Source organism: Vibrio sp. T9 (assembly GCF_003123985.1).
GTDB lineage: Bacteria > Pseudomonadota > Gammaproteobacteria > Enterobacterales > Vibrionaceae > Vibrio > Vibrio diabolicus.
The window spans coordinates 1-26,974 of the sequence record NZ_NIGY01000011.1; the positions used below are offsets into that span (position 1 = coordinate 1).

Sequence of the window (26,974 nt, forward strand, 5' to 3'; positions counted from 1 at the left end):
ACACCGCCGTAAACTTTAGCAAGAGTAGTACAGATAGCTGCAGTTAGAGTTGTTTTACCGTGGTCAACGTGGCCGATAGTACCAACGTTAACGTGCGGTTTCGTACGTTCAAATTTTTCTTTAGACACGATCGTGTTCCTTCCTAGTTATGATTCGTCGTGATCATTATTGATCGACGACGCGCCAGAAATTGTTATTTTATGCGCCAACGCCCGTTAGCGCAATATTTGGACGCCCTGATCTCGCAAAAAGTCGTAAACTTTTTGTAGTTCAATCGTCAATTAGTAACCACGCTCTGCAATAATTTTATCTGCGAAGTTTTTCGGCACTTCAGCGTACTCGTGAAACTCCATAGAGTAAGACGCACGGCCTTGAGTTGCAGAACGTAGATCAGTTGCGTAACCGAACATTTCAGATAGTGGTACTTGAGCACGGATGATCTTAAGACCAGCCACACCTTCGTCCATGCCTTCAATGATACCGCGACGACGGTTTAGGTCACCAACAACGTCACCCATCCAGTCTTCCGGAGTGGTTACTTCGACATTCATCATTGGTTCTAGAATCACAGGTTGTGCTTCTAGTGCACCTTTCTTGAATGCCATCGAGCCAGCGATCTTAAACGCCATCTCGCTTGAGTCTACATCGTGGTAAGAACCATCAAATAGTGTAGCTTTAATATCTAGTACAGGGTAACCCGCTAGAACACCACTATTCATTTGTTCCTCGATACCTTTCGATACCGAACTGATGTATTCCTTAGGAATCACACCACCCACGATTTCGTCTACGAATACGAAACCTTCGCCAGGTTCAGAAGGCTCAAGTTTGACCCACACATGACCGTATTGACCACGACCACCTGATTGACGAACAAACTTACCTTCAACTTCCGCTGTACCACGAATGGTTTCACGGTAAGCAACCTGAGGTTTACCAACGTTACAATCAACGCTGAATTCACGCTTCATACGATCAACGATAATGTCTAGGTGAAGTTCACCCATACCTGAGATCAGAGTCTGACCTGATTCGTCGTCCGTTTCCACGCGGAATGATGGATCTTCCGCAGCCAGTTTACCTAGCGCGATAGCCATTTTCTCTTGGTCTGCCTTAGAACGAGGTTCTACAGCAATCTGAATAACTGGTTCAGGGAACTCCATGCGCTCTAGAATCACTTTGTGGTTCTGATCACACAGTGTGTCACCTGTTGTTACGTCTTTCAGACCGATAGCAGCAGCGATATCACCAGCGCGAACTTCTTTCACTTCTTCACGCTTATTCGCATGCATCTGAACGATACGACCGAAACGCTCTTTCTTCTCTTTGACAGAGTTGTAAACAGCGTCGCCGGAGTTTACAACACCAGAGTAAACACGCATGAACGTTAGCGTACCCACGAATGGGTCAGTCGCGATCTTAAATGCTAGCGCAGAGAATGGTTCGTTGTCGTCAGCGTGACGCTCAACTTCATTTTCTCTTTCGTCAACACCTTTAATTGCAGGTACGTCAACTGGCGATGGCAAGAACTCGATCACTGCATCTAGTACCGCTTGAACACCTTTGTTCTTAAACGCACTACCACAAGTGGCCAATACGATTTCGTTGTTTAGTGTACGAGTACGTAGAGCTTGTTTGAGCTCAGCTTCAGTCAATTCACCTTCTTCAAGGTACTTGTCCATCAGCTCTTCGCTAGCTTCAGCAGCGGATTCAACCATGTGGTTGCGCCACTCTTCAGCAAGTTCGATCATGTCAGCTGGGATGTCTTCGTAAGTAAACGAAGTGCCTTGATCGGCTTCATTCCAGTTGATCATCTTCATCTTGATAAGGTCGATGACACCTCTGAACTCATCTTCTGCACCAACGTTCAGTTGGATTGGAACAGGGTTCGCACCAAGACGATTTTTAATTTGGTCCACAACGCGTAGGAAGTCTGCGCCCGCACGGTCCATCTTGTTTACAAATACCAAACGTGGAACGTGGTATTTGTCTGCTTGACGCCATACAGTTTCAGACTGAGGTTCAACACCAGATGAGCCACAGAACACAACCACAGCACCATCAAGTACACGAAGAGAACGCTCTACTTCGATAGTAAAGTCAACGTGTCCAGGGGTATCAATGATGTTTACGCGATGCTCAGGGAACTGTGCTTCCATACCACGCCAGAATGTAGTAGTCGCAGCGGATGTGATAGTGATACCACGTTCCTGCTCCTGCTCCATCCAGTCCATGGTTGCTGCACCATCGTGAACTTCGCCGATTTTGTGAGAAAGGCCAGTGTAGAACAGAATACGCTCAGTTGTGGTTGTTTTTCCTGCATCTACGTGAGCACAGATACCGATATTACGGTAGCGCTCAATAGGAGTTTTACGAGCCACGATTGTATCCTCTTACTAAGGTGTACCTTAGAGTATAGAAAAGTGCTGCGAGAGAACCTCGCAGCACAGAAGGTACTACCAGCGGTAATGAGCGAACGCTTTGTTTGCGTCAGCCATGCGGTGAACGTCTTCACGTTTCTTAACCGCAGTACCTTTGTTCTCAGACGCGTCTAGCATTTCAGCTGCTAGGCGTTGAGCCATAGATTTTTCACCACGCTTGCGCGCAGCTTCAACCAACCAACGCATAGCAAGTGCGTTACGGCGAACCGGACGTACTTCTACAGGTACTTGGTAAGTTGAACCACCAACACGGCGAGATTTAACCTCTACCGCAGGGCGTACGTTTTCAAGAGCTTCTTCAAAAATAGCTAAGTGGTCTTTACCAGACTTTTCAGCCATAGCATCTAGTGCAGTGTAAACGATTTTCTCTGCAGTAGATTTTTTACCGTCAACCATTAGGATGTTAACGAATTTTGCCAGCAATTCAGATTTGAATTTTGGATCTGGAAGGATCTTACGCTGACCAATGACGCGACGACGTGGCATGGATTTATCTCCGTTGTCTTCTTCAGGTTTTATCCAAAACTTTTCAGTTTTTTCAAAAAATTAAAAATAATTTAGTGTTTGGCCTTACTTAACGGAATCCATTAAGACTTAGGACGCTTCACACCGTACTTAGAACGACCTTGTTTACGGTCGTTAACGCCAGCACAGTCAAGTGCACCGCGAACAGTGTGGTAACGTACACCCGGAAGGTCTTTTACACGACCGCCACGGATTAGTACAACACTGTGCTCTTGAAGGTTGTGACCTTCACCGCCGATGTACGATGTAACTTCGAAGCCGTTTGTCAGACGTACACGACAAACTTTACGAAGTGCTGAGTTAGGTTTTTTAGGTGTAGTAGTGTAAACACGAGTACATACACCACGTTTTTGTGGGCACGCTTCTAGTGCAGGCACGTTGCTTTTAACAACTTGCTTTGCACGAGGCTTACGTACCAACTGGTTAATAGTTGCCATTAACTAGCTCCTGATTTACTTGAAAGTAAGCTTTGTGAAAAATCTATCCCCAACTACCATTGCAGTTAGGGACGCAAAATTCTATGCAGCAGTGAGAGGTGTGTCAAGAAATATACGGATCTTTTTTGTTCAATTAGGACAATTCATCCGTAAAGCTTTAGCGACAGTAAATCACGTTCAATCCCAAGTAAGCGATTTATCCTGTTTAACTGTGAGCTCAACGAAGCCTGAGTAATTCACGATCGTCAGTGATGGACTGATACGATTCGCAATACCGCGAGCGTGAATATCGCTCTCTAGCACAAATACACTGCGGTTTTTTAGGTGGGAAAACGCTTTATGCTGCGAGTTAGCAGCGTACACGGCATCTTCTATAAGTAAGATGTCATCCTGTACATTACATAAGGGCATGGCGTCTTCTAGAGCAGAGACCGTTTTTATGATGTGTAACATAACTTCCTCAGAACGACAGTAGCTTGCCAGCGTGTTGCAACTTATCTTTGAGCTGCTCTGAGCTTAACGCTTGAGCTTCAATGACTAAGTCCGCTTGAGCCAAACCTCGCTGAGCTAATGACTCTGAGCACACAAAGACTTGTTCAATATCGTATAAATCGAAAAGCTTCAGCATCGGCGCATAATCTTTGCTCAAGATCTTACTCGGTTCTTGTCCTAGTAGAAGCTGGTAAACCCCATCTCCCATGAAAATGACGCTGATATCTTCACAGTAAGCCGATGCAGCTAACAGTGCATCCACACCTTCACGACCAGCCGCACTGCCATGCGGCGCACTACGAAATAGATAAGTTAGCTGACTCAAAACTGTACCACTCTGTCTTGGGTTAACATCGCTTCGGCTAAGCTACCTAAGCCGGCTTGCTCAAAACCTTCCGCTAGATTGCTCTGGACCAAACCATGTTGATTCGCTTCTTCTTCACTTACGATCCCGCGACGCAAAGCCGCAGCAACACAAGTTTCTAGACGAACACCATGCTCTTTTGCCAAAGATTGCCATGCCTTATTGAGATCAAATTCGTCGTTGGCAGGCACACTCAAAGCAGTACCATTGGTCACGCCCTCTTGATAAAAGAAAACGCTCACTAACTGATGGCCTTGCTCAATCACCGCCTTGGCGAACTGATAAGCACTGCGTGCTGACTGGCTACCGTAAACAGGACCGTTCACCACCAACGTGTAAGTCAGCTTACTCACTTTTCATCGTCCTCGGTTTTACGTTGACGAATGTATAAGTAGACGGTGTGTTTTGAAATGTTAAGACGATCTGCAACGCGGTTGATGGCATCTTTAATATCGAAGATGCCTTTGTCGTACAATTCCATCACGATTTGGCGATTCTTGGTGTTGTTCGATACGGATTTATCCGCATTGATCTCTTCGATGGTGCGTTCAACAGTTTGGTCCACCAGCTCTTCTACGTCACTAGCAAAGTTAACCGAGGAAGCCGCTTCTTTTGCTTCTTGCGTTGGCATGAAAGATTGAAGGACTTGCGAGAAAGGCGCGTCCAAGTTGACGTTGATACACAACAAACCAATCACGCGATTTTCACCATTACGAATGGCAACAGTGATCGACTTCATCAACACGCCACCTTTTGCACGGGTAAAGTACGAACGTGAGAAGTTGCGCTCCGAGCCTTCGATGTCTTTTAGCATTTTAAGCGCTAAATCAGTGATCGGTGAGCCGACTTGACGACCCGTGTTTTCACCGTTAGCGATTTTAATTGCAGAGGTATTTAAGTCTTCTAGCGAGTGAAGAACGATTTCACAAAAGGGACCTATCAGGCTGGCGATACCATCAACGACCGCCTCATAAGATCTTAAAATGATTTTGTCGTGCTCGGTAAACGGCATCACGTTAACGGATTCCATTTCGAGCAACATCTCCGCGTTTATTGTTTCTGTAGTTGTCATAAGCCTTCGAGCGAAAAATCAACAAATTGGTGTAAGTTTATCAGAAAATTTGAAAATCAACCTAGCAAACTCACCAACTAGTGACCTAGAACAAAAAAGGCCCGTTAAACGGACCTTTTTCAATAACTTATCGCGGCTTATTGTTATTGCTCTGCGTTGTCGTTCTCGACTTTTAGCAGCTCAACTTCAAATACTAGCGTTGAGTTAGCAGGAATGCTTGGTGTGTCTTGATCACCGTATGCTAGCTCTGGCGGGATAACGAATTTGAATTTAGAACCCACAGGCATTAGCTGAACACCTTCTGTCCAACCTGGGATTACACGGTTAAGTGGGAATGTTGCAGGTTCACCACGATCGTAAGAGCTATCAAATTGCGTACCATCGATTAGCGTACCTTTGTAGTGTACTTGAACCGTATCAGTGTCTTTTGGCTTCTCACCTTCAGCAGGAGTAATAACTTGGTATAGAAGACCTGTATCTGTCTTCACTACGCCTTCTTGCTTCTCGAACTCAGCACGGAAATCATCGCCAGCTTTTTTTGCTTCAGCTGCTTTCTCAGCCGCTTGTGCTTGCATCTTTTCAGCAACACGCTTATCTAGAGATTCTAGTGCTGCACGTGTTTCTTCTTCATTCAATTCAGCATTGCCTTTGAAGACGTCTTCGATACCTTTTAGTACCAAGTCTTTGTTAAGATTAATGCCGATTTCGCTTGGCTTGTCGATGCTTGTGCTTAGGTAGTTAGCAAATGAAACACCGATTGCGTATGCCGCTTTATCGTCGTCGGTTTTAAAGTGAACCGCTTTACCGGTTTCTGCTTGAACTTGTTCTGCTTGAGGTGCGGCTTCTGTTTTAGTTTCTTCTTTCTGACAACCTACCGCTAGCATAACTGTTGCAGCAAGTAGCGACACTTTTAAAACTGATTTCATTAAATTCTCCCAATAATGGCTTTGCCATTGGTTGTTGTGCACAAATCTTCTATGAGACTAGTGAAGACAATCGTTATACCAATATACTAGCTATATGTCTTAAGACACAAACCGGATTATTAGATGTGATGCAAAGAATTTCTCATTTATTCCTATATTTAATTGTCATCACCACGTTAAATGGTTGCTTTTTCGCCGAGCGTGAAGTGCACCGTTGGCCGATAGAGCCTCAGGGTGCGACGAGCTTCGCACTTAGCAGAGATGGACGATTTGCTCTGCTCTATTCTCAGCAACACCATTTGATGTTGTGGGACCTAGAGCAAAATGAACAACTAGCCAACCTGGGTGAGCTCGATGCCGATGCCAACGTGGTATCCCATATTCGTATCTCAGACAATGGTCGCTATGCAGTCACAGCGAGCCAAATGAACTTCGCAGTTTGGGACTTAGGCTGGACGCAATCCGAAGGCCTTTGGTCTATTTCTGATGCGCTCATTCGCGACGTTGATATCACCAGTAACGGTGAGCAAGTTCTGCTCGGGTTATCCAACGGTAAAGCAATTTACGTCAACTTAGTCACCGGACGTCGCTTGGAGTTCCTTGCGCATCGTGAAAAAGTCAATTCCGTCGCCATTTCTCCTAATGGCCGATTCGCACTGACTGGTGGTAATGACTACAAAGCGTATTTGTGGGACACCGAAACCGGACAAGTGCTGCGGACCTTCGAACATGAACAACGGGTTGTTCGTGTTGCCCTGCAACGAGATGGCAAGTTAGCAATGACATCCGATGGCGGAAACCAAGCGGTAATTTGGGATTTAAAAACTGGACAAGAAGTCACACAGTTGAGCAGTTGGTCGCGCCAATTGATCTTCTCTACTGCGCGATTTTCTGATGACGGAACTCAGTTAGTGACAGGAACGCCTTCTGGCCGCGTTTCAATATGGGATACTCAAACCGGACAACGAATGAGTGGATTTGAAGTGGAGCCCAAAAAAGACACTCGCCCTCCCCGTGCGGTCGTGTATGATGCAGCCTTTGATTCAAAACAACGCGTAATTACTGCTACTTCAGCAGGTATTGCCCAAGCTTGGCAGTTAGAGAACGGATCATGACAGAAAAAATCATTCAGCAATTGGAAGCACGCATTAATGACTTAGAATGTCAGCTTGCGTTCCAAGAACAGACTATTGAAGATCTGAACGGTGCCTTATCGCAGCAGCAACTGCAAATTACCAAGATGCTCGATCAGATGAAATATGTGGTAGGTAAAGTAAAAAATATGGACTCGTCGAATTTAGCCGATCCGTCAGAAGAAACCCCACCACCGCATTATTAAAATGCAGGCTCAAATAGCATAAAGCCCAGAACGTGTTCTGGGCTTTGTTGTATTGATTACTTAAGAGGCACTCAAGAGGAAGCTATTCGTCAGCGTAGATTTTGACGCTCAACTCGCCTTGAGTGTTGATGCCAGCTCGGTACATACCAGAGCTGTTCATCGCAAAGTGCAGCTCACCTTGCGCGTCAATTGCGATTAAACCGCCTTCGCCGCCCATCTCTTTCAGTTCCCCCTGAATAATATGCTCACAAGCAGTATGAATATCTTCTTGTAAGTAACGCATCCGCGCGGCGACGTCTTCTGCGACACGTTTACGGATAAAAAACTCACCGACACCCGTAGTCGAGACCGCGACGACGCCATTTTCGGCCACCGTGCCGCAGCCTATCAAAGCCGAATCCCCAACTCGATTGTATTGCTTATTCGTTACGCCACCCGTGCTGGTTGCAGCGGCTAAGTTGCCTTGTTGGTCCAACGCTACGGCTCCGACGGTGCCATGTTTACGATCATCTGGGTAGCGAGATTCCGACAAAGCAAACAGCCCTTTCTCACGCATAGACAGCAACTGCTCATAACGGCGATCAGTAAAGAAGTAATCCTGTTCGGTATACTCATGGCCTTGTTCAAAAGCAAACTTCTCTGCGCCCTCACCCACCAACAACACGTGATTGCTGTTTCGCATTACGTCACGAGCGAGCTCAATTGGATTCTTGATATGACGAACACCAGCGACCGCGCCTGCGGCTTGGTTTCGACCATCCATGACAGAGGCATCCATTTCTACCATTTCGTTGTTGGTCAGCACCGAGCCTTTACCCGCATTAAAGTTAGGCGAGTCTTCCAATACTTTTACTGCAGCAACAACCGCATCCAAAGCGTCGCCGCCTTTCTCTAGAATTTGATGGCCAGCTTTTACCGACGCTTCCAAATCAGCCAAGATCGATTGCTGAAGTTCATTGCTCATCTGTTCACGTAAAATGGTGCCTGCGCCACCATGAATCGCAATCGAGAAAGGTTTTGTCATCGCTTTTTCCATGAGTTGTTCTTTTCTTCTATGCACTACACCTTAGATAAACAAAAAGCGCAAGTTGAAACCTCAACTTGCGCTTTTCAAAGCTTTACTAGATAAGATTATCTAGTGAAGGAGCTTGTGATTAGTGAGAACCACAGCTGCCGCCGCCACAGCAGCCTTCATCATCGTGATCATGGTCATGACCACAACCACCAGCTTGATGGATATGACCGTGTTCGATCTCTTCTGCTGTTGCTTCACGTGTAGACATAACTTCTACTTCGAAAGTTAGTGTTTGACCAGCTAGCATATGGTTACCGTCAACAACCACTTCGTTGCCATCAACTTCTGTTACTTCTACAGGGATTGGACCTTGGTCAGTGTCAGCCAGGAAGCGCATGCCCACTTCGATTTGGTCAACGCCTTGGAATACGTCCGCAGGAACGCGTTGTACTAGCGCATCGTTGTGCTCGCCGTAAGCTTCTTCAGGAGCTACCGTTACTGAGAACTTGTCGCCAGCCACTTTACCTTCAAGCTCTTTTTCAAGACCAGTGATTAGGTTGTTGTGACCGTGAAGGTAATCTAGAGGCGCTTCTGCTGTTGATTGATCAACAACGACACCGTCTTCCATCATTACTTTGTATGCAAGGCTTGCAACAACGTTCTTTTCAATTTTCATACTAACTCCAGGGAGATTAATTGACTTAACCTGAATGGGGTTAAGTACTGAGATATCTGGGTGTATTATGGGGATCAATTATCGAAGTTCAATTATTCAGGCTTAAAAATTCCGATCATTTCCTGATCTGAGTGTTTATTTTTCTCTACAGATTGCGGTTTACGCTGCTCAGTAAACTCACACTCGACACACTCAACTAACTCGATATTATTTTCAATCCACCAGCGCAGGGTATCTTGCTGGCTGCAATTTGGGCAGCTAGCGCCGGCAATAAAACGTTTCTTGATTTTCACGCTATTTCCTTAGCTTGAGTCTTGGCTCAAGTACTACTTCCAATGATTAGGTGACTGATGGTCGCTCTCCATCTCACGACCAAAAATTTCTTCTAGCTCTTTGCGTGCCTCTTTCGCTCTCTGAGCCAATTTCTTATCTTCATTGTGCTGAGGCAATAAGTCCTTAAGCATAGCATTATCTAACTTACGAAAATGTGCTTCTGCCCGCTTTGCTTGATAAGGGTGCATACCAAGTTCTACGAGCGCTTGACGACCGAGATCCAATGCCCCTAAAAATGTTTCACGAGAGTAATTCTCGACTCCGTGGCTCATTAACTGATACGCCTCGACACGGCTTCTTGCTCGGGCTAGCAACTTAAGTTTCGGGAAGTGCACGCGGCAGATATCAACGATGGCCATCACCTCATCAGGTGAATCGGTACAAATGACCAATGCTTCTGCTTTATCTGCGCCAGCAGCCCGCAAAAGATCAATTTGGGTAGCATCGCCATAAAACACTTTGTAACCATACTTGCGCAGTAGGTGAATTTGGCTGGCATCACTTTCTAATACCGTCACTTTGATTTTATTGGCATACATTAAACGTCCGACGATCTGACCGAAACGTCCAAAGCCTGCAATGATCACACGTGGCCGACGATCCACTACTTTCGTGGTCATGCCCTCTTCTTCTTGATTCAGGGTATGAGCAAACCATTTTTTTTGTCCCATCAGCAAAAGTGGTGTCGTCACCATGGATAGACTGACCACCACCAACAAAAACGCCACTTGCTCTTTGGATAAAATGCCCTCTTGGCTCGCTGCGGTAAATATGACAAAGGCAAACTCACCACCTTGGCTTAAAATCGCGGCCATACGGCTTCTCGCTTTGGCTCCGACACGGGCAGCTCTCGCCAATGCATACAAAACCAAGCCCTTAACCACGACCAAAGCCACCACCGCGCCCAGAATCTCTAAAGGGTGTAATGCCAATAACCCCAAATTTACCGCCATGCCAACCGCGATGAAGAACAAACCCAACAACAAACCTTTAAACGGCTCGATAGCGATTTCCAATTCATGTCGATACTCACTCTCAGCCAGCAGAACGCCGGCTAAGAAAGTCCCTAGGGCCATAGAAAGCCCGAGCTTTTGCATCACGACAGAAATCCCAAGCACGACCAATAGTGCGGCGACGGTAAAGAGCTCACGAACGCCGCTCATCACAACAAAACGAAATAGTGGACGCAATAAGAAATGACCACCAATCAACAGGGCCACCACACTGCCTAATACCGTGAAGACATCCAACCAACTACCGCCACTCTGCCCGCCAGCAAGCAAGGGCAACATTGCCAACATTGGGATCACGGCAATATCTTGAAAGAGCAATACCGCAAAACCAGACTGACCCGTTTCGGTGCCATTGAGCCCTTGCTCTTCAATCACTTTAAGAGCAATTGCCGTCGAGGACAGCGCCAACCCCATCCCAATAACCAAACTCACTTGCATGCTTACGCCGAACATACTGACGACACTGCCGAGCACGGCGGTCGTAACCACCACCTGCGCGCCGCCTAAACCTAGAATCGGTCCTCGCATTTGCCACAGTTTTTTAGGATTTAGTTCAAGGCCGATCAAGAACAGTAACAACACGACCCCAAGTTCAGCAAAGTGCAAAATAGCATCAACATCACTGATTAAGCCAAGACCCCAAGGGCCAATCAACACACCGGCAAGTAAATAACCTAAAACCGAGCCAAGTCCGAGACGCTGAGCAATCGGCACCGCGATAACCGCAGCCGAGAGAAAGACCACGCTACTTTGAAGAAACTCACTGGTTATCGCCATACTGACCTCCTTGGTCTGTTACTTCCCAGTTTTCAAGTGGGTTGTTCAACCACCGACGATACAATTCGGCGTGCTCATACCGCTCAATATCCGAGACATTACGCGACCAATACAACACCAAAGGTTCAATCCAGTGCATTTGACACAAGGCGGCCGTCAGTTCAAACGGTTGTAAGATTTGCTCTAATGGATATTTGTTGTACCCCTTCGCGCTAAAGGCCTCTTCTTTCCCCCCCGTTGTAATCACACTGCGCCAGTATTTTCCCTCCAGCGCCGAACCTCCGCCAAAAGCAAAACCTTTGCCCAGCACTCGGTCCAACCACTCTTTTAACAGGGCTGGGCATGAATACATATAAAGCGGGTGATGAAACACGATCACATCATGCGTGAGCAACAACTCATGTTCATAATTCACATCAATAAAGAAGTCAGGGTAAACACCGTAAAGATCGTGCACAGTGACGTGCTCAAGCGACTGAGCTTTTTTAATCATCACTTGATTAGCAATCGAGTTATGTGGCTCTGGATGAGCATAAATGACCAGAACTCTTGGGAGAATAGACGGTGCAACAGCCAAATGGTCGTCCTTGTGGTTATTTTTATCCGTTATCAAATTGTTATACTTTTTTGTACAGCATAATGCAATTAAAGCGAATCAATCGACTTTTCCGGCCAATACCCCTACTATTCACCGCTAGATATATACCCAAGTGGCTTTAAAAACGATTGAAACCACTTCGCTATGTAACCAAGCAACGCGCACTGCGCAAAGTGAATGAAAACTTTATGATTACCTTCTCTGATATTCAGTTACTGCGTGGCGGTAAACCTCTTTTAGATCAAGCTTCAGCGACTATCCATCCTGGCGATAAAGTCGGCCTTGTGGGTAAAAACGGCTGCGGTAAATCAACGCTATTTGCATTGCTGAAAGATGAACTGTCGATTGATGCAGGCTCATTTAGCCAACCTCAACATTGGGAGTTGGCCTGGGTCGCACAGGAAACGCCTGCGCTAGAGCGCACTGCACTGGAATACGTCATTGATGGTGATCGCGAGTACCGAGCGCTCGAAAAGCAGTTGGCTGAAGCGGAAGCACAAGACAACGGCACCTTGGTTGCCGAGATCCACGGTAAAATTGAAACCATCGGCGGTTATAGCATTCGCGCTCGCGCGGCAGAATTGCTCGACGGTTTAGGTTTCAGTCAAGAGCAAATGAGTTGGAGTTTGACTCAATTCTCTGGTGGTTGGCGTATGCGCCTTAACTTAGCTCAAGCGCTATTGTGCCGTTCTGACTTATTGCTACTCGATGAGCCAACCAACCACTTGGACTTAGACGCAGTTATGTGGCTTGAACGTTGGCTACAAAACTACCCAGGCACACTGATCCTGATCTCGCACGACCGTGACTTCCTTGACCCAATTGTTGGCCGTATTATCCACATCGAAAACCAACAATTGAACGAATACACGGGTAACTATTCGTCGTTCGAAAACCAACGAGCGCAAAAAATGGTGCTGCAGCAAGCGATGTTCGAGAAGCAACAGAAACAGATGTCGCACATGCAAAGCTACATCGACCGTTTCCGTTATAAAGCCTCTAAAGCACGCCAGGCTCAAAGCCGTATTAAAGCTTTGGAGCGCATGGAGAAAGTGTTACCCGCTCAATTCGATAACCCATTTAGCTTCCAATTCCGTGAGCCCGCGGCGCTGCCAAACCCAATCATGATGATGGATGAAGTATCGGCAGGCTACGGTGACAACCTGATCTTAGAGAAGATCCGCTTGAACTTGGTTCCTGGCAGTCGCATTGGTCTACTCGGCCGTAATGGCGCAGGTAAATCGACCTTGATCAAATTGCTCTCTGGCGAGCTTAACGCGCAAGGTGGCGATCTGACTTACTCACAAGGCGTAAAAATAGGTTACTTTGCTCAGCATCAATTAGAAACGCTGCACCCAGAGGAAACGCCGCTGCAACACATGATGCAGATCGCGCCGGATCAAACCGAACAACAGCTACGTGATTACCTGGGCAGCTTTGGCTTCCAAGGCGACAAAGCACTGGAGAAAGTCGCGCCGTTTTCGGGTGGTGAAAAAGCCCGTTTAGTGCTGGCCTTAATTGTGTGGCAAAAGCCAAACCTGTTGCTACTTGATGAACCAACCAACCACTTGGATTTGGACATGCGTCAGGCATTGACGATGGCACTGCAAACGTTCGAAGGTGCAATGGTGATTGTTTCGCACGACCGTTACCTATTGCGTGCTACAACCGATGACTTGTACTTGGTGCACGATCGTCAAGTTGCGCCGTTCGATGGTGACTTAAACGACTACTACAAGTGGTTAACCGAGCAACAAAGAGCAGAACGCAAAGAAGCACAAGCCGCACAGCCAGCCAAAGATAGCGCCAACAGCGCGGCAGCGAAAAAAGAGCAGAAACGTCGTGATGCAGAATTTCGTAAGCAGACGGCGCCAATTCGCAAAACGCTGACACAATTAGAAAATAAAATGGATAAGTTAGGTGCTGCACTGGCCGAAGCTGAAGAACAATTGGCAGATAACTCACTGTATGAAGCCGAAAATAAAGCTAAACTTAACCAAGTGCTGGCTCTTCAAGCTTCTAGTAAGGCAGAGCTCGAAGAAATTGAAATGGAATGGATGTCTGCTCAGGAAGAACTGGAGCAGATGGAGCTAGAGTTTAATCAATGAGTAATCAACACGCTGAATACACACTCACCCTAGAACACCTTTGGCAGTTCAGTCTGCAGTTTTATGGTGTGCGAGAAGTGAAAGAAGCGTGTTTATCATTGCAGAACAATTATCACGGCAACGTGAACCTACTCCTGCTGCTCAGATGGCTCGATGAGCAGCAACTCATTTTCCAAGAAAAAGACTGGCCTCTGGTACAAAGCTGTCTGGGCCGAAGCGAAACCTTACTGCACTCTTTTCGCGACTTACGTCGCCATCTTAAGTCTCAAGTCAATGACGCTTTATATCGTGAAACCTTACAGTTTGAGCTGCAACTAGAAAAGCAGCAACAAGCGGATTTGGTGAACTGCATTAACTCGCTCACGCTGGTCAAAAATGATGGCGCCCCACTCACGCTGAGATACTGTCGTCAACTTGGTGGTGAGCATTTGCAACAGGCCTTTGCTATTCCGGTGCCAAACATTCACCCACCAAAACGCCCATAAATCTGTAGAATACCTATAATCTTTATAAAGGATTATATTAATAAGTTCTTCAACTGACACCGAAGAACCGCATAAGAGCAGTTAGGTATGACACAATTTTTCGCAGCCGCCGGGATCAAAAACCCGCATCTTCAAACGCTTTTACCGCGTTTTATTCGCAAAAAAGCGTTGTTTACGCCGATTTGGCAAACCCTCGATACATCCGATGGCGATTTTCTCGATCTCGCATGGAGCGAGGACCCAACCCAAGAACCTGCGCAAAAAAAGCCGATTTTTGTTTTATTTCATGGACTAGAAGGCTGCTTCTATAGCCCTTACGCCAATGGCCTAATGAATGCGTTTGCTCAATCCGGATGGCTGTCGGTGATGATGCATTTCCGCGGTTGTAGCGGTAAGCCAAACAAGAAAGCTCGCGCCTATCATTCTGGTGAAGTGACTGACGCCCGCCACTTCTTAGAGCACCTTGAGCAACGCTTTCCTGATAACCCCAAAGTTGCGGTCGGTATTTCTCTTGGCGGTAACATGTTGGCGAATTATTTAGCCCAATACAAAGACCACCCCATTTTGAATGCGGCGACCATTATCTCAGCGCCTTTAGACCTAGCAGCGTGTGCGAACCGTATTGAACAAGGCTTTTCGAAAGTGTATCGCCGTTACCTACTCTCTTCACTCAAACGCAACGCGCTGCAAAAACATCACTTGTTGCATGGCGAGCTCGCTTTGTCCTACAACTCAATAAAACGTGTCACACGATTGTATGAATTCGATGATTTGATCACGGCACCACTGCACGGTTTTAAAGACGCACAAGATTATTACGATCAATGTTCTGGCTTAAGTAAATTACAACAGATCACGCTACCGACACTGATCATTCACGCCAAAGACGATCCATTCATGACCGACGATGTGATCCCGAAATTTGTTCTGCCAGATAATATTGATTACCGTCTCTTTGAGCACGGTGGGCATGTTGGTTTCCTTACAGGTTCAGCGCTCAAGCCGAAATTTTGGTTGGAAGAAGCGCTGCCAGCATATTACGAAAGTATTGCCGCAGATTACCTTTCTGCTGTATCCAAGCAGCGAAAGCAGTAAACTAGCCGCTCATCATAAAAGTTCGAGGTATTTATGATCATTCCATGGCAAGACATTGCGCCAGAAACATTGGAAAACTTAATTCGTGAATTCGTCTTACGTGAAGGCACGGATTACGGAACCGTCGAGGTTTCTTTGCAAGACAAAGTGGATCAAGTAAAAACTCAATTAGAAAAAGGCGAAGCGGTTATCGTGTTCTCTGAACTGCACGAAACCGTCGATATTCAGGTAAAAACAAAATTTTAGACCCTTCACATTTTACCGTACCCCACTCAATGACAAGGCATTGTTACGTGCTATAGTGGGTTATCGACCGTGCAGTAGCAGCCTACTGCACATTACAGGTAAGTAATTTTCGACAAGGTTTGTCATGTCAGCTAAACACCCAATTATTGCGGTTACTGGTTCATCCGGTGCCGGCACGACCACTACATCTGAAGCCTTCCGTAAGATGTTCAATATGATGAACGTTAAACCCGCATGGGTTGAAGGCGACAGCTTCCATCGCTTTACTCGCCCTGAAATGGATATAGAAATCCGTAAAGCGCGCGAGCAAGGTCGACACATTAGCTACTTTGGCCCTCAAGCTAATGACTTTCCAGGATTGGAAGAGTTTTTCCGTAAATATGGTCACGATGGCGCAGGCAGCGTACGTCGCTACCTACACACCTTTGACGAGGCCGTACCTTATAATCAAATGCCTGGTACATTCACACCGTGGCAGGACTTACCGGAGAACAGTGACGTTCTCTTCTATGAAGGCTTGCACGGCGGTGTTGTGGATGGCGATGTTAATGTTGCGCAGCATGTGGATTTCTTGATTGGTATGGTACCAATCGTAAACTTAGAGTGGATCCAAAAGTTTGTGCGTGATACTCGTGACCGCGGTCATTCACGAGAAGCAGTAATGGATTCTATCGTGCGCTCGATGGACGATTATCTTAACTACATCACTCCGCAATTTTCTCGCACTCATATTAACTTTCAGCGCGTCCCAACGGTCGATACCTCCAACCCCCTTAATGCGAAGGGTATCCCAAGCCTGGATGAGAGCTTTGTCGTAATTCGCTTGCGTGGGATAAAGAAAGTCGACTTCCCATATCTCCTGGCTATGATTGATGGCTCATTCATGTCACGCCACAACACGATTGTCGTGCCAGGCGGTAAGATGAGCTTTGCAATGGAGCTCATAGTTCGGCCTATCCTACAACAGCTCATCGAAACAGGGAAAATTGGCTAAAAACCTGCCTGCGAAGATGTTTACTTTTCATACCGTGATCATGTGCACAGTTTTGCTTACAAAATCTCAATCATGGCACGATTAAAATCAAGAAATCGTTTTCGAAAAAGGATACTATTTCTTACCGAAACACAAGAGAGCTTGCAGCATATAAAAAGTGCTCTTATTCTAGTAGGCCTAATTCAGGCTTAGCTAAAATATGGATAGCGCAAGCGTACCCTGCAGAGGAAGTGAGATATTATGGTTCTAGGTAAACCTCAAACCGACCCAACATTAGAGTGGTTTCTTTCACACTGTCATATTCATAAGTACCCTTCAAAGAGCACGCTAATTCACGCGGGCGAAAAGGCAGAAACTTTGTACTACATCGTTAAAGGTTCTGTTGCGGTTCTTATCAAAGACGAAGAAGGTAAGGAGATGATCCTTTCTTACCTAAACCAAGGAGACTTTATTGGTGAACTTGGTCTATTCGAGGAAGACCAAGAGCGCACAGCTTGGGTTCGTGCTAAATCTCCTTGTGAAGTTGCTGAAATTTCTTTCAAGAAATTCCGTCAGCTTATCCAAGTAAACCCAGACATCCTAATGCGCCTTTCTGCGCAGATGGCTCGTCGTCTTCAAGTAACTAGCCAAAAAGTGGGTGACCTGGCGTTCCTAGACGTAACTGGTCGTATCGCTCAGACGCTTCTGAACCTTGCAAAACAACCAGACGCAATGACTCACCCAGACGGCATGCAAATCAAGATCACTCGTCAAGAAATCGGTCAAATCGTTGGCTGTTCTCGTGAGACAGTAGGTCGTATCTTGAAAATGTTAGAAGAGCAGAACTTAATCTCTGCGCACGGTAAAACTATCGTGGTTTACGGTACTCGTTAATCTCAAACCAGAGTGACGCGAACAAAATTATAAAAGCCACCAATGGCGACATTGGTGGCTTTTTATTTGTCTTGTAACCACATTAAGCTCAGAGCAACAAAAGACTAATGAGCAAGTTGGTTAGCCGAAAGGTTAACCCTAAAAGTTAGCCATTCGTACTTTCAAAGATTTTGTCCGCTGAAGCCGCCACAAAACCTGGGTACAGCTCACCGTTTTCCATCGGGTAGCGCTTAGCAAACTCGTAAAAGCCACCAGGGATAATTTCAGTGCCTTCGCTAAAGCGAACCGCCACTTTATCCGCCATGGTCGATGATTGTTCTAGCAGCACATCAGGAGTGCCCTTCACTTCCCCGCCGTTTTCATTAATGGTAAATCCGGCCGTACGTAAGTGATCGTTTACTTGCTTCACTTCTTCGTATTCATTGAGTTGGTTAACGCTCACCGTGAAGTGGTTTGCGCCGTAACCATGCGCCGCCAACCAAGATGCGTACTCACTTTCTTTAGCCAACGTTTGGTAGTCAGCAAAGCTTAAATCCCATAAGCGTCCACCATGTAAGAATGCGCTATCGTTCAGCTTGCCTGCATCGACTTGTGCCACCAGCTTTTTCACAATCTCTTGCAGCTCAGGTGAACACTCCTCAACTTTTAGCTCACTAATAAAGACTTTAGGTTGCTTCGGATCAGGGTGTTCATAGTGCTTAGCAACCAGCTTTTTACTTTCGAAAACGTAGTCACCACATGCCTGATAGCCAATGGCTACAAAAGGTTTAGCTAAGGTTTCGATACCAAGAGGCGCAATATTGAAGGTACGTAAAGCTATATGATCATTAATCAGAGGCTCATCTTCTTGAAGCAGCTGATGTACTTTCGCAGCAGAAGGGCAAAGACGTTGAATGTAATCTTGCCATAGCGATTCAAATAACACATCGGGCGTCATAACGACTCCTTGTTACGAGATGTAGAGTTAAAAGGTAAGCGGAAGTTGACTGCTCGTTCACAACGAAAAGTTGTCCAGAATAATGAACGAGCAGCCATCAACCTGTGACGGTAAATGCCAGTCAGTCAACACGCTTTTCCGAGTCTTTGCTCACTTTCCGTGTTCTGCCAACGATCACTACAACCCATACCTAAATGATTCGCCGGCAAAGTGAGCCGCAATACATGGTTGCGACTCTGTTATTAAAACTTATAGCGCCACACCTGGGCTTAATGTTGCAGGCAAGATAGTCTCTTGACCTTCCATTGATGCCATCGGGTACGCACAGTAGTCTGCTGCGTAATAAGCGCTTGGACGTAGGTTACCTGACGCACCAGGACCACCAAATGGCGCATCACCACTTGCACCTGTGAGCTGGCGGTTACGGTTCACGATCCCAGCACGAATATGGTCAACGAAGTATTCCCATTCTTGGTCGTCAGTTGAAACTAAACCAGCAGAGAGACCAAAGCGCGTGTCATTCGCCAGTTCTACGGCTTTTTCTAGCCCTTCGTAACGCACCACTTGCAGAAGTGGACCGAAGTACTCTTCATCTGGTAGCTCAGCAATGTTCGTTACATCAATAATGCCGGGAGAAACAAACGCCGCCTCTCCTGCTTTAGCTTCAATCAAGCTTTCACCACCAAGTGATTGTAGGTTCGCTTGTGCATCGAGAATGAACTTGGCTGCGGCAACGGAGATTTGCGGCCCCATAAATGGCGCAGGCTCTGCAAATGGTTGGTCTACGCGAATATTCTTCGTCGCTTCAACCAGTTTCGTGATGAGCGCATCACCTTTCTCACCCAATGGCACGTACAAACGACGAGCACACGTACAACGTTGACCAGCACTGATAAACGCTGACTGGATGATGGTGTACACCGTGGCATCCAAATCACCATATTTATCAGAGATCACCATCGGGTTATTACCACCCATTTCTAGTGCTAACATCTTGCCTGGTTGACCCGCAAATTGACGGTGCAATACATGCCCCGTGTTCGCGCTGCCCGTGAACAGTACACCATCAATGCCTTTCGCATCAGCAAGCGCAATGCCGGTTTCTTTCGCACCTTGGACAAGGTTGATCACGCCTTTCGGCAGACCTGCTTCTTCCCAAAGTTTCATAGCTAGCTCGCCAGTCCAAGGCGTTTGCTCGGATGGCTTGAACACAACGGTGTTACCCGCTAGTAACGCAGGCACAATGTGACCATTTGGTAAGTGACCAGGGAAGTTATATGGCCCAAATACCGCCATCACGCCGAGTGGGCGATGACGTAACACAATTTGGTTGCCCGCCGCTTCACGGCTCGCTTCACCGGTGCGGTCATGGTAAGCACGAATAGAGATTGCAATTTTACCTGCCATTGCCGCTGCTTCAGTGCGCGTTTCCCAAATTGGCTTACCAGTTTCTTTGGCAATGACTTCGGCGATTTTCTCGCTGTTCTCTTTTACTTTCTCAGCAAAAGCCAACACGATCGCTTCACGCTCTGCAAATGGGCGTTTTTTCCAGTCAATAAACGCTTCACGCGCTGCAGATACCGCTTGATTCACCTGCTCTGCCGTTGCACCGTTGCCTTGCCAGATCACTTCTTGGTTGTAAGGTGACAGAGACGTAAATGCTTCACCCTGACCTTGTACCCATTCACCTGCAATCCAATGTGTCATTGTTTCTATCCTTAAATTCTGTCGTCTGTTACTGCGGAAGAAGGCGAACAAAATCCCCTTCCTCAACCAAAAGTGCATCCGCAACGTCTGGTGCGATCATGACGCTTTTTGTTTCAGCGTCATACGCCGCTTTGGTGACTGCTGCGCGGAAGTTTTCGAACGATGAGTTGCACATCAAGAAGTCTTGCGTACTGCTATGTTGTGCAATTTTCACTTGCGCACGGAACGAGTGACGTACCGATTCAATATTGCGTAAGTCACATTCAACGGTTGGACCCGCATCGAAAATATCCACGTAGCCACGGTTAGTGAAGCCTTCACGCTCAAGCAGCTTTAATGCTGGGCGAGTGTTGTCATGCACTTGGCCAATGACCGCTTGCGCTTCTGGACTCAAGAGGTTGATATAGATAGGCAGCTTCGGCATTAAGTCAGCAATAAAGCCTTTCTTGCCGATACCTGTCAGGTAATCCGCAAGCGTGAAATCGATGGAGAAGAAATGCTCTTGTAACCATTGCCAGAACGGCGAGTTGCCTGCGTCGTCTGAAACGCCACGCATCTCCGCAAAGATCGTTTCAGAGAAACGCTCTGGGTGCTCAGCCATCATGAGGAAACGACACTTCGACATTAGACGACCATTCAGACCTTGGCGGAATTTCTCACGCAAGAACAAGGTACAAATTTCGCTGTTACCCGTGTAGTTATTACCAAAAGTAAGCAGTTTGACGACATTATTGACGCCAAGCTTTGGTGACGAGTGCACCACTTTACTAATGTGATACGAGTAAAATGGGACATCCCAGCCGATAGATGCTTCGATTCCGGTGGTACCCGCAACCTCACCCGTTTCAGAGTCAAAGCCGACCATCAAATAGCCTTCATCACCTGGTTCTGCCACATCTGGCTTACCAAAGCTGTACTCTGAGTGTTTGATTCGATTGGTTAACAGTTCTTCGTTAACCGGTAGAGATGTAAATCCGTGACCAGACTCCACCGCACAAGTGTGCAGCGCGTCATAATCCGACATCGCGATAGGGCGAACTACTAGCATCAATACTCCCTCCAGATGCAAGAAGATCCTAACTATATTGTAGGAACAATTCCCCCATCAGAGATCCTTGACGGGGGTGTCTGCGTTGACGTTGAAACTGATATCGCGCTTAAACTAAAGTCGCGATCGCTTTATCCAGTTTCGCCAAGCCTTCTTCAATTTCTTGTTGTGTGATAACGAGTGATGGTGTGAAACGTACGACATTGGCACCCGCAACCAATACCATTAGACCTTGTTTGCCTGCAGCGACGAGAACATCACGTGCGCGGCCTTGCCATTCTTCATTCAGTGCAGCGCCAAGCAATAGGCCTTGACCGCGCACTTCTGAGAAGATGTTGTACTTAGCATTGATCTTCTCTAGACCTTCGCGGAACATCGCTTCGCGTTCTAGCACACCAGCCAACACTTCAGGCTTAGTAACTTCGTTCACAACTGCTTCTGCTACAGCACACGCGAGTGGGTTACCGCCGTATGTTGAACCGTGCGTACCGACTTTCATGTGCTCTGCTAATTTTGCAGTAGTCAGCATTGCACCGATTGGGAAACCGCCACCGAGTGATTTCGCGGTGCTTAGAATATCAGGTGTAATACCTAAACCTTGGTAAGCGTAGAAGTTACCTGTACGACCATTACCGGTTTGCACTTCATCGAAGATCAGTAGCGCGTTGTGTTTGTCACACAGCTCACGTACTGCTTGAGCAAACTCAGGCGTTGGTGGCACGATACCGCCTTCACCTTGTAGCGGCTCCATCATCACCGCACATGTGCGATCAGACATGTGTGCCTGTAGTGCTTCGATATCATTGTAAGGTAAGTGGGTAACGTCACCAGGCTTAGGACCAAAACCGTCAGAGTAAGCCGCTTGACCACCAACCGTTACGGTGAAGAACGTACGACCGTGGAAACCTTGTTTGAATGCAATGATTTCTGATTTCTCAGCGCCATGTACGTCAGCAGCGTAACGACGTGCCAGCTTAAGTGCCGCTTCGTTCGCTTCTGCGCCAGAGTTAGCAAAGAATACGCGCTCAGCAAAGCTCACTTCTGTTAGCTTTTTCGCCAGACGAAGTGCTGGTTCGTTCGTCATCACGTTACTTAAGTGCCACAGCTTGTTAGCTTGCTCTGTTAATGCGTTTACCATTACTGGATGACAATGGCCAAGACAGCTCACTGCAATACCACCAGCAAAGTCGATATATTCATTACCTTCCTGATCCCAAACACGTGAACCTTCACCTTTAACAGGGATCATTTCCATCGGGTTATAGCAAGGTACCATTACCTCATCGAATAAACCGCGCTCTACTTTAATTTCCGTTGTCATTGCACATTCCTTCTTGATACCGCATGCGTAGCAGATAAGCGAATTTAACCGGCTCTCTTTGCCAGCAAATAATGTTTTGCATTTAAGCTATTGCGGCATTGTATTTACATTTAATTAACCATTTCAATAGTGATTTATTCTTTTCGTTCTCGAAAGCAACTTCCATTAATCACTGCTTGTGACTATTTATGCATCAAGAAAGTAAAATAGAGAAGCGATTTTTTATAAATGTTATGTAATACAGGGGATAGAAGGTTTAAAAAGACATGAATAGACAAAGAGGCCAGAATGAACCGCATAGTTTTGCAATCCACTCACCTCGGCAAAAAGATGAATGATTTGTTAAGAAAAGTGATCGCGATCAGATCGCTTTACGTGCTAAAAAGTTCGCGAGCAACTCGTGACCTTGCTCTGTTTTGATCGATTCTGGGTGAAACTGCACTGCGTCAATTGGCAGAGCTTTATGTTGGTAACCCATGATTTCGTCCATACTTCCATCCGGCAGCTCAGTCCATGCGGTCAGTTCAAACACATCGGGTAACGTACCGTTTTTCACCACGAGAGAGTGATAACGGGTTACGGTGAGTGGGTTATTCAGGTTTTTAAACACACTGCGACCATTGTGACGAATAGGTGACGTTTTCCCATGCATCACTTGTCGGGCGCGCACGACTTCCCCACCAAACACTTGCGCTATCGCTTGATGACCAAGGCAAACACCCAATATTGGAAGCTTACCAGCGAAGTATTCTATAGCTTGTAGAGAGATACCTGCCTCGTTTGGCGTACACGGTCCAGGTGAGATCACCAAGTGAGTTGGGTTCAACGCTTCAATCCCTTGAATGTCGATTTCATCGTTACGCACGACTTTTACGTCTGCACCAAGCTCGCAAAAGTATTGGTAGAGGTTGTAAGTGAAAGAATCGTAGTTATCGATGATCAACAACATAGAGTGTCAGCTGCTCCAATCCGTTTAGGCAAGACTTAAGAGATGATTGTCTGGTTTGCGACAATTAAGGGCGGTATTTTGCAACACCAAACTAGAAAGGCAAGTCTTTGTGCAATAAAAAGGCCAGCATCGGCTGGCCTTTGGTCTTTACAGCTGTATTTCAGGAGACAGCTGGCTTAGTTGCGGCGACGTAGTAAGCCAAGCCCAAGCATCGCGAGTAGCGCGCCAAAACCAAACGAACCACCATCTGAATCCTTCGAACCTTCTGCACCCGTTTCGGTTTGCGTCATTGAGACATCACGAACAGAGCTAAACTTAACGACGTTGCCTGTCGAGTCTGTCACTTTCTCTTCTAACTGGTAATTACCTTGTTCTGGCGCTTGTTCAAACTCAATATTCACGCTGCGTGCGTCAATGTCAGTTTGAGTCAAGGTTTGGCTAGCCGAGTAAACTTTTGCATCACTGCTTGTCGCGGCCGCTTGTGTGGATGCTGTTAAGTTCACTGTCACAATATCGCCCGCAACCGCAGTTGGTGGTAGACGTACATCAATAGCTAAGTTTTCACCCGTTTTCGGTAAATCGATATCATCATCTGGCAAATCAATAGCAATAATCACTGGATCATGATCAGACGCTGAGAACGCATCTTTGTACTTCGGCATGTCACCCGTGTATTTGCTGCTGTATTCAAACAAGTTACTTTCTAGTGAGTTGATGTGCCAATCTTCAATCGCCACCACTTTTTGCGCTAAACTACTGCTTGCCAATGCATGGTCCAAGTTCCCCAACTCACCTGAATAGGTGTACGAGAACGTATCAGCGCCATGCAGCAAGGTGTTTAAATTGTGCAGACCGTAGCCTTTTTCAATCTTGGTTTTCTCTACTTGAAGCTCACCGCCACCAATGGTTGTGTAAGCGGCAGTGTAGATATCACGGCCGTATTTCTCTTGTGAGTAATCAGTGAGGGTAAGTAACGGATCTTCTTTGCCGTAAGCGTTCAAATCGCCCATGACGAGCACATCGCCATCAATATCTTTAAGCGCTTCACCAACGACTTTCGCAGCAGAAACACGGAAGTTGTTGCAGTTACCTTGCAGATCCACGGGTTCTGAGTCTTCTACACCAGCAATCCACTCTTCAATACATTCAGAACCTTTCGATTTAAAGTGGTTCACGACCACTGAAAGATCTTCGCCAGTCTCTTTCACTGTAAAGGTCTGTAATAAGCTATGGCGTTGATATTTGTCGTATGCAGGGTTACTTTCAGTGCCCTCTTTACGAGTAATGGTGTTCTCTGCAATGTGTTGCTCTGGCGTCACAATGACTTTTGCTGCTTCTTTTGGTGCTACTGCGTTAGCACGATATAAGATCGCAACCATGATCGCATCACTGCCAAAGTATTCCTCTTGGTATTTGTCTTGCTCTTCGATTTCGACATACGTGTAATGATCTTCCACGTCATCAATCTCAGCGTTTAAAGCATCAACCAAGTTTTGGATAGCACTACCATCACCAAAGCCGTTGTTTTCTACTTCCATCAAGCCAATGATGTCCGCGTCCATCTTATTCATTGCTGAAACGATTTTCGCTTGCTGGATCAAGAACTCATCAAGGTTTGTCGCGCCACGATTTTGCCCGGTTGGGTTGTCGTGACCGCTGTCAGCAACCGAAGTGAAGTAGTTAAGAACGTTAAAGCTCGCCACTCGTAAATCAGAATCGGCAATGGCTGGCGCCGCTTTACGCGCAACGTCAAAGTCATCACCTGACGTGACAAAGTTGCTGCTATCAACTTCATTGGTCGCAATTAGGCGGTACTCGTTGTAGCTGTAAGCCACGACACCTTGCAGGCCTTCGACACGAGAGCCTAGGCGAATGTGCTGCTCTGAAGAGCCATTTTGGTCAAGATCTTGTGCAAACGTTGGGAAATATGGGATTTGACCATTTGGCGCTTTGCTATCCGATTCCAAGTAAATACGGTTGGCCGCATTCTCTTTGGCAAGGGCAACCGCAGCGTCACTCTCTGCTGTATGCAATTGAGTCGGCTTAAACAACGGTGCTTCATGAGACAACATCATGTTGTTGCGTCGAGAGTCATAATCGTAAGAAAAGTTACGAGTAACGAAAAGTTCGCTAGCCGAGTTGAGCTCAACTTGCATACCTTCATGACGCTCTAGTGCATCACGTAGTGTTTCCCCTTCCTTAATCGTTAACGGAGTAACCAAAGAGGCGTTTGATGTGCCTGTTTTTACATAACTGTTTGCATCAGAAGAAAGCTGAGTGTTGCTGTAGTACTCTTGTACTTTCCCTTTCACACAAACAACATCACCGGCTTTCAGCTCTGTATCGGCAACATCAGTGTGAATAAACAAACCTTCAGATGTCTTGTCGTTGCCATCATTCTCAAGTGCTTGCAGGTAGAAGCCTTTAGTTAAGCCTGTTGTTACCGCACTGACCACACCAGTTACGAAGTGATCTTCGGTCGTGATGTAAGGGTAGCCATCAATAAATGGAGAAGAAGCACCTTCACCTTGAATCTCTTGGATGGTGGTAAAGGCTGGTTCTTGTCCATCTACTTCACAAGCAAATGGCGCAGGTGGCTCAGTTGTATTTAATTCTCCTAAACCATCAATATTATCTTTAGGTAAGGCTGTCCACTGAGTGGATTGGTAGGTAGTTGAAGGTGTAAGCGCATCACTGTTACGAACTAACGTGGTGTCTTTAGCGAAATCCACGTCCCCCATCACACCTAATATATCGTGCACTTCCCCATCTTTAAGAAGTGCCAACGGATCGTCGCCGTTAAAGTTCGCTACATTTTTATCAGTGTAATCCGCAACCGCCTTTATTGCTTCGCTCGCATCGCCATGAGCAAGCACATACACTTGCTTCGCTTGTAACGTTACGTCACTAAGATCAAGAGTGCTGCCCCACGAGCCGCCACCATTCGAAGATTTTGCTAATTCATAGCCTGTGAGTGTCACCGCAGTATCACCTGTATTGGCGATCTCGACCGCTTTATTATAAGCGCCGCCTTCCACATACTGGGAAATAATAATCTCTGCGTTCGCGTTTGCGCTAAGTGCACTGGCGATGGTTAGTGCGAGTATTGAGGGTTTGATTAACGTGTCCATTGTCATACCTGATATTTATGTAAATGCAAACTTAGCTCTGATCAGAGCCTACCATTTGCGTCTACTATCAGG

The 26,974-nt window shown here is 46.5% G+C and carries 28 protein-coding genes; 8 read left to right on the forward strand and 20 right to left on the reverse strand.

The genetic code is table 11. The features are described 5' to 3' along the window. The 9 genes from CBX98_RS20445 to fkpA all read right to left on the reverse strand — a co-directional run. Window positions 1-128: GTP-binding protein (locus CBX98_RS20445; protein WP_227484038.1), on the reverse strand; the 128-nt coding region annotated here is incomplete at its 3' end. Between the two features lie 153 nt (window positions 129-281). Further along, entirely contained in the window at window positions 282-2,381 is a 2,100-nt protein-coding gene (fusA, locus tag CBX98_RS20450) for an elongation factor G (protein WP_109170166.1), read from the reverse strand. 75 nt (window positions 2,382-2,456) lie between these two features. After that, a complete protein-coding gene (gene rpsG / locus CBX98_RS20455) occupies window positions 2,457-2,927 on the reverse strand; it encodes a 30S ribosomal protein S7 (RefSeq protein ID WP_005382796.1) in 471 nt (156 codons plus the stop codon). A gap of 101 nt (window positions 2,928-3,028) precedes the next feature. Further along, complete coding sequence (gene rpsL, locus CBX98_RS20460; RefSeq protein WP_004399892.1) at window positions 3,029-3,403, reverse strand: 30S ribosomal protein S12; 375 nt, start codon at window positions 3,401-3,403, stop codon at window positions 3,029-3,031. A 177-nt stretch (window positions 3,404-3,580) separates the two neighbouring features. Further along, on the reverse strand, window positions 3,581-3,856 hold the full coding sequence (gene tusB / locus CBX98_RS20465) for a sulfurtransferase complex subunit TusB (RefSeq protein ID WP_047010412.1): 276 nt from the start codon (window positions 3,854-3,856) through the stop codon (window positions 3,581-3,583). A gap of 7 nt (window positions 3,857-3,863) precedes the next feature. Beyond that, complete coding sequence (gene tusC, locus CBX98_RS20470) at window positions 3,864-4,220, reverse strand: sulfurtransferase complex subunit TusC (RefSeq protein ID WP_005397648.1); 357 nt, start codon at window positions 4,218-4,220, stop codon at window positions 3,864-3,866. After that, window positions 4,217-4,612 carry a sulfurtransferase complex subunit TusD gene (gene tusD, locus CBX98_RS20475; RefSeq protein WP_046874531.1) on the reverse strand — a complete coding sequence of 132 codons (396 nt, stop codon included), beginning with the start codon at window positions 4,610-4,612 and terminating at the stop codon, window positions 4,217-4,219. The genes tusC and tusD overlap by 4 nt, the downstream gene beginning before the upstream one ends. Continuing rightward, window positions 4,609-5,331: a transcriptional regulator gene (locus CBX98_RS20480; protein WP_031780643.1), complete on the reverse strand. Its 723-nt coding sequence runs from the start codon at window positions 5,329-5,331 to the stop codon at window positions 4,609-4,611. Before CBX98_RS20480 ends, tusD begins: the two co-directional genes overlap by 4 nt. A 143-nt stretch (window positions 5,332-5,474) precedes the next feature. Beyond that, the gene (fkpA, locus tag CBX98_RS20485) at window positions 5,475-6,257 is read right to left on the reverse strand and encodes an FKBP-type peptidyl-prolyl cis-trans isomerase (RefSeq protein ID WP_005397659.1); all 783 of its coding nucleotides are present in this window, start codon (window positions 6,255-6,257) and stop codon (window positions 5,475-5,477) included. Between the two features lie 128 nt (window positions 6,258-6,385). On the opposite strand from fkpA, the gene CBX98_RS20490 reads away from it, so the two are divergent. Together CBX98_RS20490 and CBX98_RS20495 are read left to right on the forward strand one after the other, a co-directional pair. Beyond that, complete coding sequence (locus tag CBX98_RS20490) at window positions 6,386-7,372, forward strand: PQQ-binding-like beta-propeller repeat protein (RefSeq protein WP_109170167.1); 987 nt, start codon at window positions 6,386-6,388, stop codon at window positions 7,370-7,372. Next, the gene (locus tag CBX98_RS20495; RefSeq protein WP_005381455.1) at window positions 7,369-7,596 is read left to right on the forward strand and encodes a SlyX family protein; all 228 of its coding nucleotides are present in this window, start codon (window positions 7,369-7,371) and stop codon (window positions 7,594-7,596) included. Before CBX98_RS20490 ends, CBX98_RS20495 begins: the two co-directional genes overlap by 4 nt. 82 nt (window positions 7,597-7,678) lie before the next feature. Here the strand turns inward: CBX98_RS20495 and CBX98_RS20500 are convergent, their stop codons facing one another. The 5 genes from CBX98_RS20500 to kefG all read right to left on the reverse strand — a co-directional run bounded on the left by CBX98_RS20500 (window position 7,679) and on the right by kefG (window position 11,987). Beyond that, window positions 7,679-8,620: an isoaspartyl peptidase/L-asparaginase gene (locus tag CBX98_RS20500; RefSeq protein WP_109170190.1), complete on the reverse strand. Its 942-nt coding sequence runs from the start codon at window positions 8,618-8,620 to the stop codon at window positions 7,679-7,681. A gap of 130 nt (window positions 8,621-8,750) precedes the next feature. After that, complete coding sequence (gene slyD / locus CBX98_RS20505) at window positions 8,751-9,287, reverse strand: peptidylprolyl isomerase (protein WP_005397664.1); 537 nt, start codon at window positions 9,285-9,287, stop codon at window positions 8,751-8,753. Between the two features lie 92 nt (window positions 9,288-9,379). After that, window positions 9,380-9,580 (reverse strand): YheV family putative zinc ribbon protein, encoded by a 201-nt coding sequence (locus CBX98_RS20510; protein WP_005381449.1) that lies wholly within the window; start codon window positions 9,578-9,580, stop codon window positions 9,380-9,382. Window positions 9,581-9,613: 33 nt separating this feature from the next. Then, on the reverse strand, window positions 9,614-11,410 hold the full coding sequence (gene kefB / locus CBX98_RS20515; RefSeq protein WP_046874533.1) for a glutathione-regulated potassium-efflux system protein KefB: 1,797 nt from the start codon (window positions 11,408-11,410) through the stop codon (window positions 9,614-9,616). Next, window positions 11,394-11,987 (reverse strand): glutathione-regulated potassium-efflux system ancillary protein KefG, encoded by a 594-nt coding sequence (gene kefG, locus CBX98_RS20520; RefSeq protein WP_109170168.1) that lies wholly within the window; start codon window positions 11,985-11,987, stop codon window positions 11,394-11,396. Before kefG ends, kefB begins: the two co-directional genes overlap by 17 nt. Before the next feature lie 209 nt (window positions 11,988-12,196). Between kefG and CBX98_RS20525 the strand changes: the two genes are divergently transcribed. From CBX98_RS20525 to crp, 6 genes are all read left to right on the forward strand, one after another. After that, window positions 12,197-14,116 carry an ABC transporter ATP-binding protein gene (locus CBX98_RS20525; RefSeq protein ID WP_031780646.1) on the forward strand — a complete coding sequence of 640 codons (1,920 nt, stop codon included), beginning with the start codon at window positions 12,197-12,199 and terminating at the stop codon, window positions 14,114-14,116. After that, window positions 14,113-14,601: a TIGR02444 family protein gene (locus CBX98_RS20530; protein ID WP_005397673.1), complete on the forward strand. Its 489-nt coding sequence runs from the start codon at window positions 14,113-14,115 to the stop codon at window positions 14,599-14,601. The genes CBX98_RS20525 and CBX98_RS20530 overlap by 4 nt, the downstream gene beginning before the upstream one ends. Before the next feature lie 87 nt (window positions 14,602-14,688). Beyond that, window positions 14,689-15,696 (forward strand): hydrolase, encoded by a 1,008-nt coding sequence (locus tag CBX98_RS20535; RefSeq protein WP_046874535.1) that lies wholly within the window; start codon window positions 14,689-14,691, stop codon window positions 15,694-15,696. Between the two features lie 33 nt (window positions 15,697-15,729). Next, window positions 15,730-15,942 carry a YheU family protein gene (locus tag CBX98_RS20540; RefSeq protein ID WP_005397677.1) on the forward strand — a complete coding sequence of 71 codons (213 nt, stop codon included), beginning with the start codon at window positions 15,730-15,732 and terminating at the stop codon, window positions 15,940-15,942. A 124-nt stretch (window positions 15,943-16,066) separates the two neighbouring features. Beyond that, entirely contained in the window at window positions 16,067-16,936 is an 870-nt protein-coding gene (locus CBX98_RS20545; RefSeq protein WP_005397679.1) for a phosphoribulokinase, read from the forward strand. Window positions 16,937-17,176: 240 nt separating this feature from the next. After that, the gene (gene crp, locus CBX98_RS20550) at window positions 17,177-17,809 is read left to right on the forward strand and encodes a cAMP-activated global transcriptional regulator CRP (RefSeq protein ID WP_005381432.1); all 633 of its coding nucleotides are present in this window, start codon (window positions 17,177-17,179) and stop codon (window positions 17,807-17,809) included. Between the two features lie 145 nt (window positions 17,810-17,954). On the opposite strand, the gene CBX98_RS20555 is transcribed toward crp, so the two are convergent. From CBX98_RS20555 to CBX98_RS20580, 6 genes are all read right to left on the reverse strand, one after another. Beyond that, a complete protein-coding gene (locus CBX98_RS20555) occupies window positions 17,955-18,746 on the reverse strand; it encodes a DUF1338 domain-containing protein (RefSeq protein WP_109170169.1) in 792 nt (263 codons plus the stop codon). Between the two features lie 249 nt (window positions 18,747-18,995). Beyond that, window positions 18,996-20,453, reverse strand: a complete 1,458-nt coding sequence (astD, locus tag CBX98_RS20560) for a succinylglutamate-semialdehyde dehydrogenase (protein ID WP_005397684.1) — start codon at window positions 20,451-20,453, stop codon at window positions 18,996-18,998. Between the two features lie 28 nt (window positions 20,454-20,481). Beyond that, complete coding sequence (gene astA / locus CBX98_RS20565) at window positions 20,482-21,501, reverse strand: arginine N-succinyltransferase (protein ID WP_109170170.1); 1,020 nt, start codon at window positions 21,499-21,501, stop codon at window positions 20,482-20,484. A 109-nt stretch (window positions 21,502-21,610) separates the two neighbouring features. Then, the gene (locus CBX98_RS20570; protein ID WP_005397689.1) at window positions 21,611-22,822 is read right to left on the reverse strand and encodes an aspartate aminotransferase family protein; all 1,212 of its coding nucleotides are present in this window, start codon (window positions 22,820-22,822) and stop codon (window positions 21,611-21,613) included. Between the two features lie 361 nt (window positions 22,823-23,183). Further along, entirely contained in the window at window positions 23,184-23,771 is a 588-nt protein-coding gene (locus CBX98_RS20575) for an aminodeoxychorismate/anthranilate synthase component II (protein ID WP_109170171.1), read from the reverse strand. Between the two features lie 176 nt (window positions 23,772-23,947). Further along, window positions 23,948-26,902, reverse strand: coding sequence for an ExeM/NucH family extracellular endonuclease (locus CBX98_RS20580; RefSeq protein ID WP_109170172.1), 2,955 nt, complete (start codon window positions 26,900-26,902; stop codon window positions 23,948-23,950). Window positions 26,903-26,974: the final 72 nt, after the last annotated feature.

Bases quoted from the DNA above. Each gene is read 5' to 3' on its own strand.
- rpsG (WP_005382796.1), bottom strand. From the start codon at position 2,927: ATGCCACGTCGTCGCGTCATTGGTCAGCGTAAGATCCTTCCAGATCCA.
- rpsL (WP_004399892.1), bottom strand. From the start codon at position 3,403: ATGGCAACTATTAACCAGTTGGTACGTAAGCCTCGTGCAAAGCAAGTT.
- tusB (WP_047010412.1), bottom strand. From the start codon at position 3,856: ATGTTACACATCATAAAAACGGTCTCTGCTCTAGAAGACGCCATGCCC.
- CBX98_RS20480 (WP_031780643.1), bottom strand. From the start codon at position 5,331: ATGACAACTACAGAAACAATAAACGCGGAGATGTTGCTCGAAATGGAA.
- fkpA (WP_005397659.1), bottom strand. From the start codon at position 6,257: ATGAAATCAGTTTTAAAAGTGTCGCTACTTGCTGCAACAGTTATGCTA.
- CBX98_RS20490 (WP_109170167.1), top strand. From the start codon at position 6,386: ATGCAAAGAATTTCTCATTTATTCCTATATTTAATTGTCATCACCACG.
- CBX98_RS20495 (WP_005381455.1), top strand. From the start codon at position 7,369: ATGACAGAAAAAATCATTCAGCAATTGGAAGCACGCATTAATGACTTA.
- CBX98_RS20500 (WP_109170190.1), bottom strand. From the start codon at position 8,620: ATGACAAAACCTTTCTCGATTGCGATTCATGGTGGCGCAGGCACCATT.
- slyD (WP_005397664.1), bottom strand. From the start codon at position 9,287: ATGAAAATTGAAAAGAACGTTGTTGCAAGCCTTGCATACAAAGTAATG.
- kefB (WP_046874533.1), bottom strand. From the start codon at position 11,410: ATGGCGATAACCAGTGAGTTTCTTCAAAGTAGCGTGGTCTTTCTCTCG.
- CBX98_RS20525 (WP_031780646.1), top strand. From the start codon at position 12,197: ATGATTACCTTCTCTGATATTCAGTTACTGCGTGGCGGTAAACCTCTT.
- CBX98_RS20530 (WP_005397673.1), top strand. From the start codon at position 14,113: ATGAGTAATCAACACGCTGAATACACACTCACCCTAGAACACCTTTGG.
- CBX98_RS20535 (WP_046874535.1), top strand. From the start codon at position 14,689: ATGACACAATTTTTCGCAGCCGCCGGGATCAAAAACCCGCATCTTCAA.
- CBX98_RS20540 (WP_005397677.1), top strand. From the start codon at position 15,730: ATGATCATTCCATGGCAAGACATTGCGCCAGAAACATTGGAAAACTTA.
- CBX98_RS20545 (WP_005397679.1), top strand. From the start codon at position 16,067: ATGTCAGCTAAACACCCAATTATTGCGGTTACTGGTTCATCCGGTGCC.
- crp (WP_005381432.1), top strand. From the start codon at position 17,177: ATGGTTCTAGGTAAACCTCAAACCGACCCAACATTAGAGTGGTTTCTT.
- CBX98_RS20555 (WP_109170169.1), bottom strand. From the start codon at position 18,746: ATGACGCCCGATGTGTTATTTGAATCGCTATGGCAAGATTACATTCAA.
- astD (WP_005397684.1), bottom strand. From the start codon at position 20,453: ATGACACATTGGATTGCAGGTGAATGGGTACAAGGTCAGGGTGAAGCA.
- astA (WP_109170170.1), bottom strand. From the start codon at position 21,501: ATGCTAGTAGTTCGCCCTATCGCGATGTCGGATTATGACGCGCTGCAC.
- CBX98_RS20570 (WP_005397689.1), bottom strand. From the start codon at position 22,822: ATGACAACGGAAATTAAAGTAGAGCGCGGTTTATTCGATGAGGTAATG.
- CBX98_RS20575 (WP_109170171.1), bottom strand. From the start codon at position 23,771: ATGTTGTTGATCATCGATAACTACGATTCTTTCACTTACAACCTCTAC.
- CBX98_RS20580 (WP_109170172.1), bottom strand. From the start codon at position 26,902: ATGGACACGTTAATCAAACCCTCAATACTCGCACTAACCATCGCCAGT.